The sequence below is a fragment of the Flagellimonas lutaonensis genome (genome assembly GCF_000963865.1).
Classification (GTDB): Bacteria; Bacteroidota; Bacteroidia; order Flavobacteriales; family Flavobacteriaceae; genus Flagellimonas_A; species Flagellimonas_A lutaonensis.
The window spans coordinates 1-16,696 of sequence record NZ_CP011071.1; the positions used below are offsets into that span (position 1 = coordinate 1).

15 protein-coding genes are annotated in these 16,696 nt (G+C 44.1%); 11 read left to right on the plus strand and 4 right to left on the minus strand.

Translation table 11 applies throughout. From position 1 onward, the window contains the following. Window positions 1–167 precede the first annotated feature (167 nt). From dnaA to VC82_RS00015, 3 genes are read left to right on the plus strand one after another with little or no spacing between them, the layout of a single operon-like run. On the plus strand, window positions 168–1,592 hold the full coding sequence (gene dnaA / locus VC82_RS00005; protein ID WP_045800571.1) for a chromosomal replication initiator protein DnaA: 1,425 nt from the start codon (window positions 168–170) through the stop codon (window positions 1,590–1,592). 10 nt (window positions 1,593–1,602) lie between these two features. Next, window positions 1,603–2,052 (plus strand): low molecular weight protein-tyrosine-phosphatase, encoded by a 450-nt coding sequence (locus tag VC82_RS00010; RefSeq protein ID WP_045800572.1) that lies wholly within the window; start codon window positions 1,603–1,605, stop codon window positions 2,050–2,052. Window position 2,053: 1 nt separating this feature from the next. Then, window positions 2,054–2,785, plus strand: a complete 732-nt coding sequence (locus tag VC82_RS00015; RefSeq protein WP_045800573.1) for an SAM-dependent methyltransferase — start codon at window positions 2,054–2,056, stop codon at window positions 2,783–2,785. Between the two features lie 18 nt (window positions 2,786–2,803). Here the strand turns inward: VC82_RS00015 and VC82_RS00020 are convergent, their stop codons facing one another. From VC82_RS00020 to dapF, 4 genes are all read right to left on the minus strand, one after another. Then, window positions 2,804–3,442: a lysozyme family protein gene (locus VC82_RS00020; RefSeq protein ID WP_045800574.1), complete on the minus strand. Its 639-nt coding sequence runs from the start codon at window positions 3,440–3,442 to the stop codon at window positions 2,804–2,806. A gap of 160 nt (window positions 3,443–3,602) precedes the next feature. After that, entirely contained in the window at window positions 3,603–4,646 is a 1,044-nt protein-coding gene (mltG, locus tag VC82_RS00025; RefSeq protein ID WP_045800575.1) for an endolytic transglycosylase MltG, read from the minus strand. After that, entirely contained in the window at window positions 4,643–5,170 is a 528-nt protein-coding gene (locus VC82_RS00030; RefSeq protein ID WP_045800576.1) for a GNAT family N-acetyltransferase, read from the minus strand. Before VC82_RS00030 ends, mltG begins: the two co-directional genes overlap by 4 nt. Continuing rightward, window positions 5,164–5,940 (minus strand): diaminopimelate epimerase, encoded by a 777-nt coding sequence (gene dapF / locus VC82_RS00035; RefSeq protein ID WP_045803116.1) that lies wholly within the window; start codon window positions 5,938–5,940, stop codon window positions 5,164–5,166. Before dapF ends, VC82_RS00030 begins: the two co-directional genes overlap by 7 nt. A gap of 132 nt (window positions 5,941–6,072) precedes the next feature. Here dapF and VC82_RS00040 point away from each other — a divergent pair, with 132 nt between their 5' ends. From VC82_RS00040 to VC82_RS00075, 8 genes are all read left to right on the plus strand, one after another. Beyond that, a complete protein-coding gene (locus tag VC82_RS00040) occupies window positions 6,073–7,464 on the plus strand; it encodes a S1C family serine protease (protein ID WP_045800577.1) in 1,392 nt (463 codons plus the stop codon). Window positions 7,465–7,586: 122 nt separating this feature from the next. Continuing rightward, on the plus strand, window positions 7,587–9,035 hold the full coding sequence (locus VC82_RS00045; protein ID WP_045800578.1) for a glyceraldehyde-3-phosphate dehydrogenase: 1,449 nt from the start codon (window positions 7,587–7,589) through the stop codon (window positions 9,033–9,035). Window positions 9,036–9,150: 115 nt separating this feature from the next. Next, on the plus strand, window positions 9,151–9,762 hold the full coding sequence (locus VC82_RS00050; protein WP_045800579.1) for a hypothetical protein: 612 nt from the start codon (window positions 9,151–9,153) through the stop codon (window positions 9,760–9,762). 9 nt (window positions 9,763–9,771) lie between these two features. Beyond that, on the plus strand, window positions 9,772–10,224 hold the full coding sequence (locus tag VC82_RS00055; protein ID WP_045800580.1) for a GNAT family N-acetyltransferase: 453 nt from the start codon (window positions 9,772–9,774) through the stop codon (window positions 10,222–10,224). 27 nt (window positions 10,225–10,251) lie between these two features. Continuing rightward, window positions 10,252–10,929: a tRNA (guanosine(37)-N1)-methyltransferase TrmD gene (gene trmD / locus VC82_RS00060; protein WP_045800581.1), complete on the plus strand. Its 678-nt coding sequence runs from the start codon at window positions 10,252–10,254 to the stop codon at window positions 10,927–10,929. A 120-nt stretch (window positions 10,930–11,049) separates the two neighbouring features. Beyond that, complete coding sequence (rplS, locus tag VC82_RS00065; RefSeq protein ID WP_045800582.1) at window positions 11,050–11,400, plus strand: 50S ribosomal protein L19; 351 nt, start codon at window positions 11,050–11,052, stop codon at window positions 11,398–11,400. A gap of 562 nt (window positions 11,401–11,962) precedes the next feature. Further along, window positions 11,963–14,182: an NADP-dependent isocitrate dehydrogenase gene (locus VC82_RS00070; RefSeq protein ID WP_045800583.1), complete on the plus strand. Its 2,220-nt coding sequence runs from the start codon at window positions 11,963–11,965 to the stop codon at window positions 14,180–14,182. Between the two features lie 103 nt (window positions 14,183–14,285). Beyond that, window positions 14,286–16,694, plus strand: coding sequence for a TonB-dependent receptor (locus tag VC82_RS00075; protein WP_045800584.1), 2,409 nt, complete (start codon window positions 14,286–14,288; stop codon window positions 16,692–16,694). Window positions 16,695–16,696 lie beyond the last annotated feature (2 nt).

Below are 16,696 nucleotides of genomic sequence, written 5' to 3' on the forward strand. Positions count from 1 at the left end.
TAGGAAATTGTTAGAGGAACATGCGAAAAAAAAAGTAGAATTTCAATACTGTTCGGATTTTTTTTTTAGGTTTTTTGTTCACATATTTGTCGAGTTCTTTGCGCAGTTTATGCGCCACTTGTTTTAGTCTAAAAACGTTACACTAACCAGCAAACTAAGTAAATTTCATGAATGTTACTGCAGACTCCGTTTGGAATAACTGTTTGGTCTTTATCAAAGATAATATCCAACCGCAGGCATTCAAAACTTGGTTCGAACCCATTAAACCTGTCAGGCTTACAGACAACGCCCTGAGCATACAGGTTCCCAGCAAGTTTTTTTATGAGTGGCTCGAAGAGCATTATGTCAAATTATTGAAAGTGGCGTTGACCAAAGAATTGGGCCAAAATGCCAAATTGGTCTATGTGATCAAGATGGAAAACAAATATGGCAATAGCGAGCCGTTCACCGAAAAGATACCTAGTTCGAACAGGTCATCGATGGATCCACAAGAATTGAATGTGCCCATTACCTCAAAAAACCCCCAGCTCAAAAATCCGTTCGTAATACCGGGCATACGCAATATCAAAATTGAGTCACAGCTCAATCCAAATTATAACTTTGAAAATTTCTTGGAGGGCGACTCCAACAGGTTGGCCCGTTCTGCCGGCTTGGCAGTGGCAAACAAGCCTGGTGGCACCTCGTTCAACCCCCTGTTGATATTTGGCGGTGTTGGTTTGGGCAAAACCCACTTGGCACATGCCATCGGGGTAGAGATCAAGGACAAGTATCCTGAAAAAACCGTTCTCTATATTTCGGCAGAAAAGTTTACCCAGCAGTATATTGAATCGGTAAAGAAGAACACCCGAAACGATTTTATCCATTTCTACCAATTGATAGATACCCTTATCATTGACGATGTGCAGTTTCTATCGGGCAAATCGGGAACCCAAGATGTGTTCTTCCACATTTTCAACCATTTGCACCAAAACGGCAAACAGGTGATCTTGACCTCTGACAAAGCACCCGTTGACATGCAAGACATAGAGCAACGTTTGTTGTCACGTTTCAAATGGGGGCTTTCGGCTGAGCTACAAAGCCCCGATTACGAGACCAGGGTATCCATCCTTAAAAACAAATTGTACCGCGATGGTGTTGAAATGCCCGAAGAAATCATCGACCATGTCGCCAAAAACATCAAGACGAACATTCGTGAGCTTGAGGGTGCCATTATTTCGTTGATCGCACAGTCATCGTTCAACAAAAAGGAAGTAACCCTGGAACTGGCCCAACAAGTGGTCGAAAAGTTCGTGAAGAATACCAAAAGAGAGGTTTCCATCGACTATATTCAAAAAGTCGTGTCTGACTACTTTGAAATGGATGTGGCAACCTTGCAGTCAAAGACCCGAAAAAGACATATTGTCCAGGCGAGACAACTGGCCATGTTCTTTGCAAAAAAATATACGAAGGCCTCTCTGGCCAGTATTGGTTCCCAAATCGGGAAACGAGACCATGCCACGGTTCTGCACGCCTGTAAAACGGTTGACAATCTTGCTGAAACGGATAAGCAGTTCAGAAAATATCTTGAAGACCTGAACAAAAAATTCACTTAACCTTCTGTACATGACCAAGATACTGATGGTCTGTCTGGGCAATATCTGCCGATCGCCCCTTGCTGAGGGCATCTTAAAGTCAAAAGTAGACGGTTCAAAGGTATTTGTGGACTCAGCTGGTACAGGGGGCTTTCATGTAGGCGAGCCACCTGATTCAAGATCTGTTGAAGTTGCGCAAAAGCACGGAATTGATATTACCGATCAACGATGCCGTAAATTCACAAAAGAGGATTTTGCCCGATTTGACCATATTTTTGTAATGGACAAGAACAACTATCGCGATATAATGGCCTTGGCCGAGTCAGCAGAAGACCGAAAAAAAGTTCGGTTGTTGCTCGAGTTTGCCGACCAAGGACCCATGGAGGTGCCTGACCCCTATTATGGCGGGCGCGATGGCTTTCAAAAGGTTTTTGACATGATCGATGAGACGTGCAAACGCATTGCCGCCCAACTAAATTAATATGACCAAAAAAAAAGAACCGATGCCTTTGGGCAAGCTCTACTTGATTCCCACGCCCTTGGGCGATGGTGGGCCTTTGGAGGTATTGCCGATATCGGTAAAATGGGCCATTGAGAACATCAACCACTATATTGTTGAGAACGAAAAGACGGCCCGTCGTTTCATCAAAAAAATAAGTCCCAAAAAATCGCAGCCAGAACTCAAATTCAACTGGTTGAACAAATTCACAAATCCAGAAGAGATCCCCACTTTCTTGGCGCCCTGCCTACAAGGCAGAGATATGGGGCTGATGTCTGAGGCCGGTTGCCCTGGCATTGCTGACCCGGGGGCCCAAATAGTTCGGTTGGCCCACGAAAAAAACTTACAGGTAATACCGCTGGTGGGGCCCTCGTCCATCTTATTGGCCATGATGTCAAGTGGACTCAATGGCCAAAATTTTGCGTTTAATGGCTACCTATCCATTGATAATGCCGAACTGCGGAAACAGATCAAGCAGTTGGAGAAAAAATCAGCGGATACCGGACAGTCACAAATCTTTATTGAAACCCCCTACAGAAACAACAAGTTGTTGGCAGAACTGTTGAAGTGCCTTAGGCCCAGTACCCTTTTGTGTGTTGCCGCAGACATTAGCCTCTCGACCGAGTTTATTAAAACCCTCCCCGTTAAGGCATGGTCGAAAATCGAGATAGACCTCCATAAAAGACCTAGCATCTTTATTATCAAAGCCGAATAAAGCCCTTAAAAAAGTAGTTTATATTTTTGGATTTCGTTGGGCAGAAATTTGTGAAACATCATAGCCCGCAAACTTACGCATATAATAGGCTATGGTACTGCCATAGGCATCTGAAAAATCCTCGCGCCCATAAGTCCGAAGGTATTTTTTTACGTTGCCGGCCCCTGCCAAATGGGCGGCGGCCACAATGCCAGATTCTGTAACCGTTACCCCGTTGATTCGTTTACCGACAAACCGCTTGATGTCTCGTCGTAGGATCCACTTGTTTCGTGCCACATTTAATTGAAAGATCCTTTCTTGCAAAACAGGGTCTTGCATAAAATCTTCCACATTGTAGACCCCCATCAATTTAAGGGTGTTCGCCCCAAATTGATACTTGCCCAAATAACCCAAGGTATTGACAACACCGTACTTGCCCTGCGACTCTTTAAAGGCCAGTGCCTCTTTGAATCCAACAAATGAGTTGTTCAAGAAAATCGGGTTGGGGGTTTCTTCGGATACGATTGCGGTCTCTGAAGGAAAGCACACTTCCACGGGTTCAAGAACCCTCAGACCTGCTGGAACCTTAATCACCTCTTTTTCGGTACTAAAGCTCACAAAACTTGCAAAAATGACCATTAAAGCAAGATGACTGATAAAACTTATCCATCTTCTCATTGTGTTCTAAATTTTGGCCCTGCATCAAAAAATACAGGCTTTCAAATTAGAGCCGGCAAATATAGTGGGGGAAGTGTTGTTGACAATGCTAAAGTTCATAAGATTTTCATAAACAGCACCCAAAACACGTTAAAATGTATATAAAATCTGACAAAATGTATCAGCGGTTGATTTTCTGCTCATTCAACCATCTTATGTACTGTACCTTATTTCGGTTGTGTTGTGCCAAAGTCTCGGCGAACTTATGGTAGCCAAAATTCGATATGTCGGCCACAAAATAGAGATAGTCATGTCTTTTGGGGTTCAAAACCGCATCTATCGATGAAATATCGGGCATGGCAATGGGGCCGGGTGGTAGGCCGGCATACTTATAGGTGTTATAGGGCGAGTCTATTTCGAGGTCTCTAAACAGTACCCGCTTGATAATGGTATCGAAATTTTGTGTCTCCTTTTTAATGGCATAGATGACAGTGGGGTCGGCCTGAAGCGGCATACCACGCTTAAGACGGTTGATATATACCCCGGCAACCGTCGGGCGCTCATCAACCTTGACGGTTTCTTTCTGAACGATTGAGGCCAAGGCAGCAACCTGTGTTGGTGACAAGCCCAATGCCGCGGCCTTTTTCTTTCTTTCATCATTCCAAAACCGTTGGTATTCTTGAAACATTCTATCACGAAAACCCTGGGCATCGGTATTCCAAAAAAACTCATAGGTATTGGGAATGTACATGGCCAACTTGGTGTCTTCATCAAACCCATTGGTCGCCAAAAAGTCGGGGTCGTTCATGGTGCTGACCAACGAGACACTATCAGCCTCTAACTGCTCGGCTATTCTGCCGGCCAAATGGAAAAGGCTCTCTTGGTTGTTGAACGAAACGCGCACCGGTAGGTTTTTGCTGCGAAGGGTATTGATGATGTCGTTGTTGCTCATCCCTTTTTTGATGGCATATTTTCCGCCCTTGATATTGGTGCTGTACCCTTTTCTATCGGCCACCGCCCGAAACGACCCCAAATCTTTCAATAGGGGTTCCAAACTTTGGGCCACCTCATCAATATCTGCATCGGAGGCAATATATACGTAAGCCTCTTCATTGGCGAAATTGGTATTGGGCGAAAAAATGGCCGAATAAATTTGATAGGCGATAAATCCGCAGACCACCAGTCCCAACAACAGAACGCCCCAGATAACTCTTTTTAAGTTCATGAAGATTTGATTTTTTGGTACAACAATTCATTTTTAAAACCGGTGCCCGACTTGATCCAGTCTTTCTTTACACCCACTTTTTTGAAACCCGCTTTTTCAAACAGGCGAATGCTTCCCTTGTTCTCTTCCAAAATGTTCGCGTACAACTGGTGAAGCCCCAATGCTCCAAAAGCATAGTCAACAAGCAACCCAAGGGCCTTCTGGCCTACTCCCTTATTTCGGTCGTTCGGGTTCAGGATCACGATGCCGACCCCGGCCCGCTGGTTTTTGGGGTCGAAATCGAATAAATCTATCAGTCCCAATCGTTTGTGTGCTGCATTACAGATACAAAGGCGCAATTGCTTTACTTCATAAATATCGCGATGGGCATTTTCAAGATAGGCCCGAAGCACTTTTTTTGAGTACGGGGCCAGTGTTCCGCTGATTTCCCACATGGATGGATTATTCTCCAACTCATACAAAAAATCAAGGTCATCTGGCTCTAGGGCCCTTAAATAAACATCTTTCAGTTGCAACTTTAACACGCTATCTCGCCTTTAAATACAAATTCTGCCGGTCCGGTCAGGGTAACATTGGTATATGTATCCCCTTTCTTTTGAAAAGAGACCGTTAACGGGCCGCCAATGGTTTCAATATGTATCTGTTCTGCGCTTGTATTACCGTAGTGGTGCATGGCAATTGCCACAGCCGTTACCCCGGTACCGCACGATAAGGTCTCATCTTCGACCCCCCTTTCATAGGTCCGTACCTTGAAGGTATCGTTGTCAACCTTTTGCACAAAATTAATGTTACTGCCCTCCTGTCCATAAAGTCCGTATCGTAGTTTGGCACCTTCCAATTTTACATCCATACCGTCAAGCTCTTCCATTAGCTGTACATGATGTGGTGAACCTGTGTTTAAAAAATGGTATTTGGGTTTCGACCGTATTTCATCCACTTCGTTCATATACAGGGTCACCAACCCATTGGCGATATGGGCGCTGTGCAATCCGTCAACAGCACTGAATTGGGTCGAATCATTAATAATGCCAAGCTTTCTGGCAAAGGCAACTATGCATCTACCGCCGTTCCCGCACATGGTACTCTGATGGCCGTCGGCATTGTAGTACACCATCTTAAAGTCTGACATTGTGTCACTTTCAAGTAAAATCAGGCCATCGGCCCCTATGCCAAACTTTCGGTTACAGAGAAACGCCACCAATTTGGTATTGTTTTTGGGAAAGATTTCAAGACGGTTGTCAATGATGATAAAGTCATTGCCCGTTCCTTGGTATTTGAAAAAAGATAGTTGCAAACCTAAATCCATCGTGCAAAGATAGCACAATCTTTAAGGATTTTTTTGCAGTTAAAGAGTCGTTAAACTGGCAGAATCGAGGAACATAACCGTTAATTTTATCAACAAAGAAAGTACGTAAAAAACAGTGATATGAAGAAAAACGCAAGCCTGTTCATAATAGCCCTTTTGTCGGGGGCCATTACGTTGGGAGCCTACAAATTATTATTTGAAAAAGATACCTATAAATTGGTGGGGGCGCAAGAAGCGACTCCGTTTATAACAACCAGTTCAATCCCTACTTCAGCAAGGGGCGCGGGCATCAATGAAGTGGACTTTACCATCGCGGCTGAAAAAACGGTCAATTCTGTGGTCCACGTAAAAAATGTTACAGTGAGCCAAAGTCCAAGCAATTTATTTGATTTTTTCTATGGATATGAAAGGCAACCGCGACTTCAGGTAGGCACCGGTTCTGGTGTTATAATTTCCCCAGATGGCTATATTGTTACCAATAATCATGTAATTGCCGAAGCAAGTGCCCTTGAGGTAACCCTAAACAATAACAAAAGTTATGAGGCCCAAGTTGTAGGGGCAGACGAAAATTCAGATATAGCCCTATTAAAAATCGACGTTGAACAACCTTTGCCCTATCTTGCATTTGGCAATTCGGACAATACCAAAATCGGTGAATGGGTATTGGCCATAGGAAACCCTTTCAACTTAACATCAACTGTAACAGCGGGCATTGTAAGCGCAAAAGCACGTTCTTTGGGAAGAAACCAATCGTTCATACAGACTGATGCCGCGGTAAATCCGGGCAACAGTGGAGGGGCATTGGTCAACACCAATGGTGATTTGATTGGTATAAACACTGCTATCACCTCACAGACAGGTTCATATGTAGGCTATTCGTTTGCTGTACCCAGCAATATTGCCAAGAAGGTGGTGGATGACCTTCTCGAATTTGGAAGAGTTCAAAAAGGGGTGTTGGGCATTAGTGCCCTCAATGCCGATTCTCCCCAAGCGATAGAACAAGGCCTAAATGAAATCGAAGGGGTATATATAGCCGGTATTGAAGAAGACTCTGGTGCTGAAGACGCTGAACTAAAAATAGGTGATGTTATCAAAAAAGTAGACAACATCAAGATCCATCGGTTTTCTGAACTCAGCGGTTACCTAAACTCAAAACGTCCTGGCGACAAAGTTGAAGTATTGATAGACCGTGACGGCAGGATGGTGACCAAGCTGGTGGCCCTGAAAAAACCACAAAGTGCAGTATTGCCCGTTACTGGGTTTCAGGTAAAAAACCTGTCCAAAGAAGACAAAAGAAAATTCAATGTCGACAAAGGGGTCAAAATCTTGAATGTACCAGAGGCATATAAGCCCTATGACCTGGAAAACAAGGTAATCGTGGCGGTTGATGATGAGACGGTCGATGATATTGAAGATGCAAAAATGCTCTTCGCCAATATTTCCCGTTATGGTAAAACGAGTTTTACCATGATCAACGAAAAAGGCGAGAGGGAGCGCTTGATTTTGCAATAGATAAGTAAGGTATCAAATTAAAAACGCCCAGGTTTGGGCGTTTTTTTATTTGAAAAAGCTTTTACGAAAACGTTTGAAATATCTAATTTTACACCAAATTCTTAATCCTACAACAACCTGACATGAGCGACATCAAGTCTTATGAAAAAGAACTGGCCTTTCAGGCCGATAGACGAAAAGCCACCACCGAATTCATTAAAATCATCAGCGATCTTTGGTACGACAAGGCCATAGAGGTGGTGCTATTCAAAAATCAGATTATCGATAAAAATGTCAGTGACATTATCAACCTGCACGAATATGCCGGTGAATTTGTGCAAAAGCCCATTTCAATTTTCGACTCTGTTGAAATATTGAGGGCCATAAACGATATTCAGTTGCCCCCGGCAAAATTGGATATTGGCAAATTAACGTACGAATACCACTCCCAAGACAACCACCATCACGATGTCAAGGCTTTTGTCATTGACAAGCTCAAAGATGCCCAACTGACAAAAGACATTAAGCCAAAAGATGTAGTGCTATATGGCTTCGGAAGAATAGGGCGTTTGTTGGCCCGTGAGTTGATGGCCAAAACGGGCAAGGGCAACCAGTTGCGCTTAAGGGCCATCGTAACCAGAGGTGAAATCAAAGAAGAGGTTCTCGAGAAGAGGGCGGCACTTTTGCGGACCGATTCAGTACACGGACAGTTTAAGGGTACTGTTGATATCGATGCAAAAAACAACGCCTTGATCATTAACGGCACTACAGTATTTCTAATCAACGCAGCCAAACCGGAAGAAATCGACTATACCAAATACGGCATCTTCAACGCCTTGATCATCGACAATACGGGCGCCTATAGAAACAAAGAAGAACTAAGTCGCCACCTGTCGGCCAAAGGTGCCAGCAAGGTATTGTTGACGGCCCCCGGCAAAGATGTTCCCAATATAGTGCATGGTGTCAACCATAGTGAGTTTGACCCTGATAAGACCAAAATCTATTCGGCCGCCTCATGTACCACCAATGCCATAACCCCCGTGTTGAAGGTCATCGATGACTCTTTGGGTATCAAAAAAGGGCATATAGAGACCATTCATGCCTACACCAACGACCAGAACCTGGTTGACAACATGCACAAAAAGTACCGCCGTGGCCGTGCCGCGGCACTGAACATGGTCATTACCGAAACCGGTGCCGGGCAAGCCGTGGCAAAGGCGCTACCCGATTTAAAAGGCAAATTGACCTCAAATGCCATTAGAGTGCCCGTGCCCAATGGGTCGCTGGCCATTTTGAACATTGAGGTAAAGAACAAAACCTCAAAAGAAGCGGTCAATACCATATTGAAAAAATATGCTCTTGAGGGTGATTTGGTCGAACAGATCAAATATTCATTAAGCAATGAGTTGGTTTCGTCAGACATTGTCGGTACTTCGGCGCCGGCCATTTACGATAGCAAGGCCACTTTGGTGTCTGGCGATGGAAAAAATGTAGTGCTCTATATATGGTATGACAATGAATATGGCTACTCGCACCAAGTGATACGGTTGGCAAAATATATAGCCAAAGTAAGAAGGTACACTTACTACTAATCCAAAAGGAAGAACGCACCGTATATTAAGTCGATTGCAGTATTTTTTCTAAAGTGGGAATATTGCCTTAATTTCGTCATGCTCTAATTCTTATAACATTATTACACCCTGTACCATGAAAAGTATAAAATTGCTATTTGTAGCGCTGTTCTTCCTGTTCTTTCAATGGCCGACAGTTCAAGCACAAGAATCTCCCTCTTTGGATGAAGGAAGTATAGAAGAACAGTTCGAAAGTCTTGAAAAAAAGTCCGGTAACTACCGCGCCAATGGCATACGCTACGAAGTAATCAAACTTTTTGAGTTGAACAAACTGAAAAAGAATATTTTCGATTCGCTCGAAACGGCGAACAAGACCATAGCCGACTTAGAAAAGGCCATAGCGCAGAACAGGAGCGAAATCAATGCCCTGAATGCCAAACTTGAGGAGACCACCAAAAACCTGAACGAAACAAGGGCAGAAAAAGATAGCATGTCGTTCTTTGGTGCCATGGTGTCAAAAGGCACCTATAAATTGATAATGGGGATTTTACTTTTTGTACTGCTGCTTTCGCTGTTGTTCTTCATTTATCGCTTTAGAAAAAGTAATTACCTAACCCAGCAGGCCAAAACGGCCCTCGCCGACCTTGAAGAGGAATATGAACAGCACCGCAGAAGGGCCTTGGAGCGAGAGCAAAAGATAAGTAGGCAATTGCAAGACGAACTCAACAAGAACAAAAAATCCATTTAAACCATTGCGATGGTCACAATAAGCAGGGCAAATGCCGACGAGGTGGGCCTTATAGCCCCCCTATTCGATGCTTATCGTGTTTTTTATGGGCAGCCCTCAAATCTTAGGGCTGCCGAATCGTTCTTATCGGAACGTTTCAACAATGGGGAAAACATTGTTTTTTTGGCTAGGCATAACGGCGAACCAGTAGGTTTCGTACAGCTATACAACACTTTTTCGTCAGTGAGCATGCAACCCTTTCTAATACTCAACGACCTTTTCGTAAAAGAAGATTTCAGAAAAAGAGGCGTTGGCGAAGCGCTGCTTGAACGGGCCAAGGCCCACTGTACTGAAATGGGCCTAAAAGGACTTGCCTTGGAAACGGCCACTGGCAACCCTGCACAAAAATTGTACGAACGGCTCGGTTGGAAAAGGAATACGGACTTCTTTCACTATTTTTGGAGCAACCCCAATTTGGCGTAGCCCAAGGCAACTTTTGATACCCGAGCAATGCGAATCGACATCATTACCCTATTGCCAGAACTATTGCGAAGTCCCTTTGAAGCGTCCATTTTAAAGAGGGCTATCGACAAGGGTCTGGTAGAGGTGCACCTTCATGATTTAAGGGAGTATGGTCTGGGCAACTATAAACAAGTAGATGATTATCAATTTGGTGGCGGTGCGGGCATGGTATTGATGATCGAGCCCATTGACAACTGTATCTCGAAACTGAAAAAGGAAAGGGACTATGACGAGGTTATTTATTTAACCCCCGATGGTGAAACCCTTACGCAACCCAAGGCAAACGAACTTTCGTTGAAAAAAAACCTCATATTGCTGTGTGGGCACTACAAGGGTGTTGACCAAAGGGTAAGAGACCATTTTGTCACCAAAGAAATCTCAATTGGCGATTACGTACTCTCAGGGGGCGAGCTTGCCGCAGCGGTATTGTGCGATGCTGTCATAAGACTTATCCCAGGGGTTTTGAACAATGAAACCTCGGCGCTGACCGATTCTTTCCAAGACAATTTACTGGCGCCGCCGGTTTATACAAGGCCGGCCGAATACAAAGGCCTTCAAGTGCCCGACATACTTTTGGGCGGCAACACACCTAAGATTGAATCTTGGCGCGAACAAAAGGCCCTTGAAAACACCCGGAAAAAACGGCCAGACCTTCTTAAAGACTGAACAAAAAATTGTTGAAAGCCTCTTGCAGATTGTAAATAAAGCACTACTTTTGCAATCGCAAAATCAACCGCTGACGAAAATCGTGGATGTTGGTTTTGATTGAACCATAAACCATTTGACATGGAATCGCTAATTAAGTTTGTAGAAGACGAGTTTGTACCTAAAAAAGATTTTCCTGAGTTTTCGGCAGGTGATACCATTACCGTTTATTACGAAATCAAGGAAGGTGAAAAGACCCGTACCCAGTTCTTCAAAGGGGTGGTCATTCAACGTAGGGGCAGCGGTGCCACCGAGACTTTTACCATACGCAAGATGTCCGGTACGGTAGGTGTTGAACGTATTTTCCCCATCAACATGCCCGCACTTCAAAAAATAGAAGTGAACAAAAAGGGTAAAGTTAGAAGGGCACGTATCTTCTACTTCAGGGGCTTGACCGGTAAAAAGGCCCGAATCAAAGAGATTAGAAAATAGTCACGACCCATAAGAAAAATGGCGCTCAAAAGAGCGCCTTTTTTTATGAACAATTGTTAATAACCTTGGTTTATATCTTGTTGATTTTAAATTACTTGTAAAATTTGCAAAAGATAGATTTTATACTACCTTTATCGAACGATGAATGAAAAACAGCTTTGCTGTAGTTCACCATCTAGTAAAGTTGACGTTCTTTATGATACTGTTTCGAATCTTTTGTTGGTAGCACTACTAATCAAAAGAAACTTCACAGAGGGTATGTTTCGGCACACCCAAAGTGGCCCTTAAAGATTTGTTTTCGGGTAAGAGAGCAATTTTTTATCCTTACAAATTGAAAAGGAGAAGCAGTATTGAGAAACACAGGCTGTTGTTTAATTTAATGATTAAGTACAAAATGTGTTTCGAGACGTTGGGAAGTTTGTCAGCGTTGGTCCTAGACCTAGAAGTTTGTGGCAACACAGACAGAGTTGAAAACTTTTCTGAAAGCCATACCAATGTGCAAACATAGGTATGGCTTTTGTTTTTGTGTTTGTGTATATTTGCACCGCTCAAATATCACCGAATGTCAAAAATTCTTTATACCAAGACCGACGAAGCACCAGCACTCGCAACACAATCGTTACTACCCATTATCAAATCGTTTCTCAAACCGGCCCATATTGCCATTGAGACCAAAGATATTTCACTTGCTGGACGTATAATTTCGGCTTTCCCTGAATATTTGAACAAAGAACAACAAATATCCGATGACTTGGCCCTGTTGGGTGCCATCGCCAAAACACCTGAGGCCAACATCATCAAATTACCCAATATCAGCGCTTCCATTCCCCAAATGAAAGAAGCCATAGAAGAGTTACAGGCCAAGGGGTATGCACTACCTGATTATCCTGATGAGCCCAAGAGCGAAAAAGAAAAAGAGATAAAATCCCGTTACGACAAAATAAAGGGAAGTGCGGTCAATCCTGTGCTTCGCGAAGGCAACTCCGATAGAAGGGCACCCAAGGCGGTTAAAAACTATGCCAAAAAACATCCTCACAAAATGGGCGAATGGTTCTCAGGTTCCAAAACCCATGTAGCCACCATGTCGAGCGGGGATTTCAGAAACAACGAGAAATCTCTTACGGTACCTGCAAAAACCGAAGTTGACATCGAGTTCATCGATAGCAAGGGCAACAAAACCCTTTTGAAAAAAGGGATTCCTCTTTTAGAGAATGAAATTATCGATGCGACCGTAATGCGCAAAGAAGCTTTGGTCAATTTCTTGAGAGAGCAAATAGCCGATGCCAAAGAGGAGGGTGTGCTTTTTTCAGTTCATCTAAAAGCAACAATGATGAAAGTCTCTGACCCAATTATCTTCGGACATGTGGTAAAGGCTTATTTTAAAGATGTCTTCGACTCCTATGGTAATATCTTCGATCAATTGGGCATCAACGCAAATAACGGCCTTGAAAGTCTTTTTCATAAACTTGAGGGTCTGGAAAAAAATCAAAGGGACGAAATCGAAGCAGCTATTGCAAAAACACTTCATGAAAACGCACCGCTGGCAATGGTTAATTCCGACAAAGGTATTACCAACCTACATGTTCCAAGTGATGTTATCATTGATGCCTCGATGCCTGCCATGATTCGCAACTCTGGAAAAATGTGGAATGCAGCCGGTAAACTTCAAGATACCAAGGCTGTGATCCCAGACAGTAGCTACGCCGGTATTTATCAAGCCACCATCGATTTTTGCAAAGAACATGGAGCATTTGATCCACGAACGATGGGTACCGTGCCAAATGTAGGTCTTATGGCCCAAAAGGCCGAGGAGTACGGTTCTCACGACAAAACGTTTGAAATAGCACAAAAAGGCACTGTTCAAGTGGTCGATACGGCAACTGGCAAAGTGCTTTTGAATCATGAGGTCGAAGAAGGCGATATTTGGCGCATGTGCCAGGTAAAGGATGCTCCGGTACAAGATTGGGTCAAATTGGCCGTGTCACGGGCCAAAGCCACACAAACACCTGCTGTTTTTTGGTTGGACGAAAATCGTGCCCATGACGCCGAACTCATCAAAAAAGTCCGTAGATACTTAAAAGACCACTATACTGAAGGGTTGGACATTCAAATCATGTCACCTGTGGATGCCACCTATTTTACATTGAAAAGATTAAAGGAGGGTAAAGATACTATTTCTGTTTCCGGCAATGTACTACGCGATTATCTGACTGACCTCTTCCCTATTCTTGAGGTGGGCACCAGTGCGAAAATGTTGTCAATTGTTCCATTGATGAATGGTGGCGGACTGTTCGAGACCGGGGCAGGTGGCTCGGCACCCAAACACGTTGAGCAATTTTTGGAAGAGGGCCATTTACGATGGGACTCCCTTGGGGAGTTTTTGGCGCTTGCTGTTTCACTGGAGCATTACGGCGAAAAAAACAGCAACCAAAAAGCTAAGGTCTTGGCCAATACCCTAGACAAGGCGACCGAAACGTTTTTGGAGAACGACAAGTCGCCCTCGAGAAAAGTCAACGAGCTCGATACCCGGGGAAGCCATTTCTATCTTGCACTCTATTGGGCCCAAGAACTTGCCGCGCAAGATGAAGATACCGGTCTTAAAAATTTGTTCGGAGAGATTTCAGCAGCACTCTCAAAGAATGAAGACGCCATTAACAGAGAGTTGTTGGGCGCCCAAGGGCATCCGGTTGATATTGGTGGGTACTACCTCCCAGAGCCCGGTAAGCTGGCAGCGGCCATGCGACCAAGTGAAACCCTTAACACCATTTTGGGTAGTCTTTAAGAAAGGGACTCCATAAGAAACCTAAAGCCTTTCATTTGTTAAATATATATGAAAGGCTTTTTCTATTTGGGCATTCTCAATACATTTAAAGAAACTAAACTTTATGCCCTTTGCCGATCGGTACACTGTTATTCTTTCGCTATGCTCAGTCTTCTTTTTCACTATTTGTTTCGGTCAACAGAAATACACCCTAAGCGGCACGGTCTACGAAGCCGCCAGCAACGAAACCCTGATTGGGGTCACCATTTCCATACCAGAACTGCGAACGGGCACCACCACCAATGAATATGGTTTTTATTCCATTACCCTGCCCGAAGGTGAATATGAGGTTGTGGTCAGTTATCTGGGGTATCAAAGTATTCGACAGGCGATTTCGCTGAACACCGACAGAAAGAGGAACTTCAATTTGATTGAAGAGCCCGAAGAACTTGAAGAAGTAGTGGTTACAGACAAGGCCAACCGCACCGAAATAAAAAAGCCGCAAATGAGTGTGAACACGCTTCCAGTGGCCACCATCAAGCAGATACCGGTGGTATTGGGCGAGGCCGATGTTATCAAATCACTTATTTTATTACCAGGGGTGACCAACGCCGGCGAGGCTTCCTCTGGTTTCAACGTGCGTGGTGGCGCCGCTGACCAAAACCTGATTTTGCTAGACGAGGCAACCATCTTCAACTCCTCCCACCTATTCGGTTTCTTTTCGGTCTTCAATCCAGATGCGATTAAGGATATCAAACTGTTCAAAGGGGGCATCCCGGCAAGATACGGCGGTCGTGTTTCCTCTGTTTTGGAGATTTTTCAAAAAGAGGGAAACAGTAAAGAGCTGAAGGTCAGTGGCGGAATCGGGGCGGTGGCGAGCAGATTGTTGATAGAAGGACCGGTTATCAAAGACAGAACAGCATTTTTGGCAGGTGGTCGGGCTTCGTACGCCCATCTGTTCTTACCACTTTTCGATATTGAAAACAAGGCATACTTCTATGACCTGAACACCAAAATAAACCACCGGATCAACGAAAGAAACAACATTTATCTTTCAGGATATTTCGGACGGGACCTGTTCAGTATCGGCGACCGATTTGTAAATACCTATGGCAATGCCGTGGGCAACTTTCGATGGAACCATTTGTTCTCAGACAAATTGTTCTCGAACCTCTCGCTCATATATTCTGATTATTTCTATGGCCTAGAGTTGGATTTTGTTGGATTTGAATGGGATTCGGGCATTCAAAACTTCAATGTCAAATACGATTTAAAACATTATATCAGTGATAAGCTGCAAATCAATTACGGGCTGAACAATATCTACTACGTTTTTAATCCAGGTAATATCAAACCCAACCGGCCGAGCTCGGGCATTGTCGAAGATCAACTGACCAAAAAATATGCCAACGAAAACGCTGTCTACGTGGGTGTTGAACAAGAAATCACCGATGAACTGCGAATCAATTATGGTTTTCGGGCAAGCCAGTTCAACAGGTTGGGGCAAGATGAATTCTTTGTCTATGAAAATGGCAATCCTGTCATTTTTGACCCTTTTACCTTGACCTACCAAGAGGCCACCCCGATCGACACCATTAATCCTGGCAGGGGAGGTACCCTAAAAAAGTTCTTTAATTTAGAACCGCGGGTTTCGGCCTCGTATGTTTTTAACGAAAATTCCTCTATCAAAGCAAGTTACACCCGGTTGGCCCAATACCTTCATTTGCTCTCGAATACAAGCTCCCCTACCCCGCTGGATGTATGGACCCCCAGTGGTCCCTTTGTAGAACCCCAACTTTTGGACCAGTACGCACTCGGTTTTTTCAAGAACCTGAAAGAAGGCGACTATTCATTGGAAATTGAAACCTTTTACAAAGACATACAGAACCGTATCGATTATATAGATGGCGCAAACCTCATTGCCAACAACGCCATTGAGCGTGTTATTTTGAACGGCGAGGCAAGGGCCTACGGCCTTGAGCTATTGGTTCGTAAAAATGAGGGCAGTCTGACCGGCTGGTTGGCCTACACCCTGTCAAGATCGGAACAGCGCACGCCTGGCCGTATACCTGCTGTTGACAATGGCCGCTCGAATCTAGAGACCGGCATCAACAATGGGGAATGGTACAGCACCCCTTACGACAAAACACATGATCTGGCCCTTTATGGAAATTTCAAGTTGAACGAAAAATGGAGCTTCAATTCAAACTTTATCTATCAGACCGGCCAACCTACCAATTTTCCGGTCGGTCAGTTCGAGTTTGAAGAATTGGTGGTACCGGTGTATGGTCTTAGAAACCAACAGCGATTGCCCGATTACCATCGGTTGGACATCGGTGCGACCCTGACCCCAAAAAAGAACAAAAACCGTAATTGGCAGGCCGAGTGGGTCTTTAGTATCTATAATGTGTACAACCGAATGAATGCGGCTTCCATTAATTTCAGACAAAATCAAGATACGGGAAGAAACGAGGCCATACGGACCTCTATTTTTGGCATCGTACCGGCCATTACCTATAATTTCAAGTTTTAAGA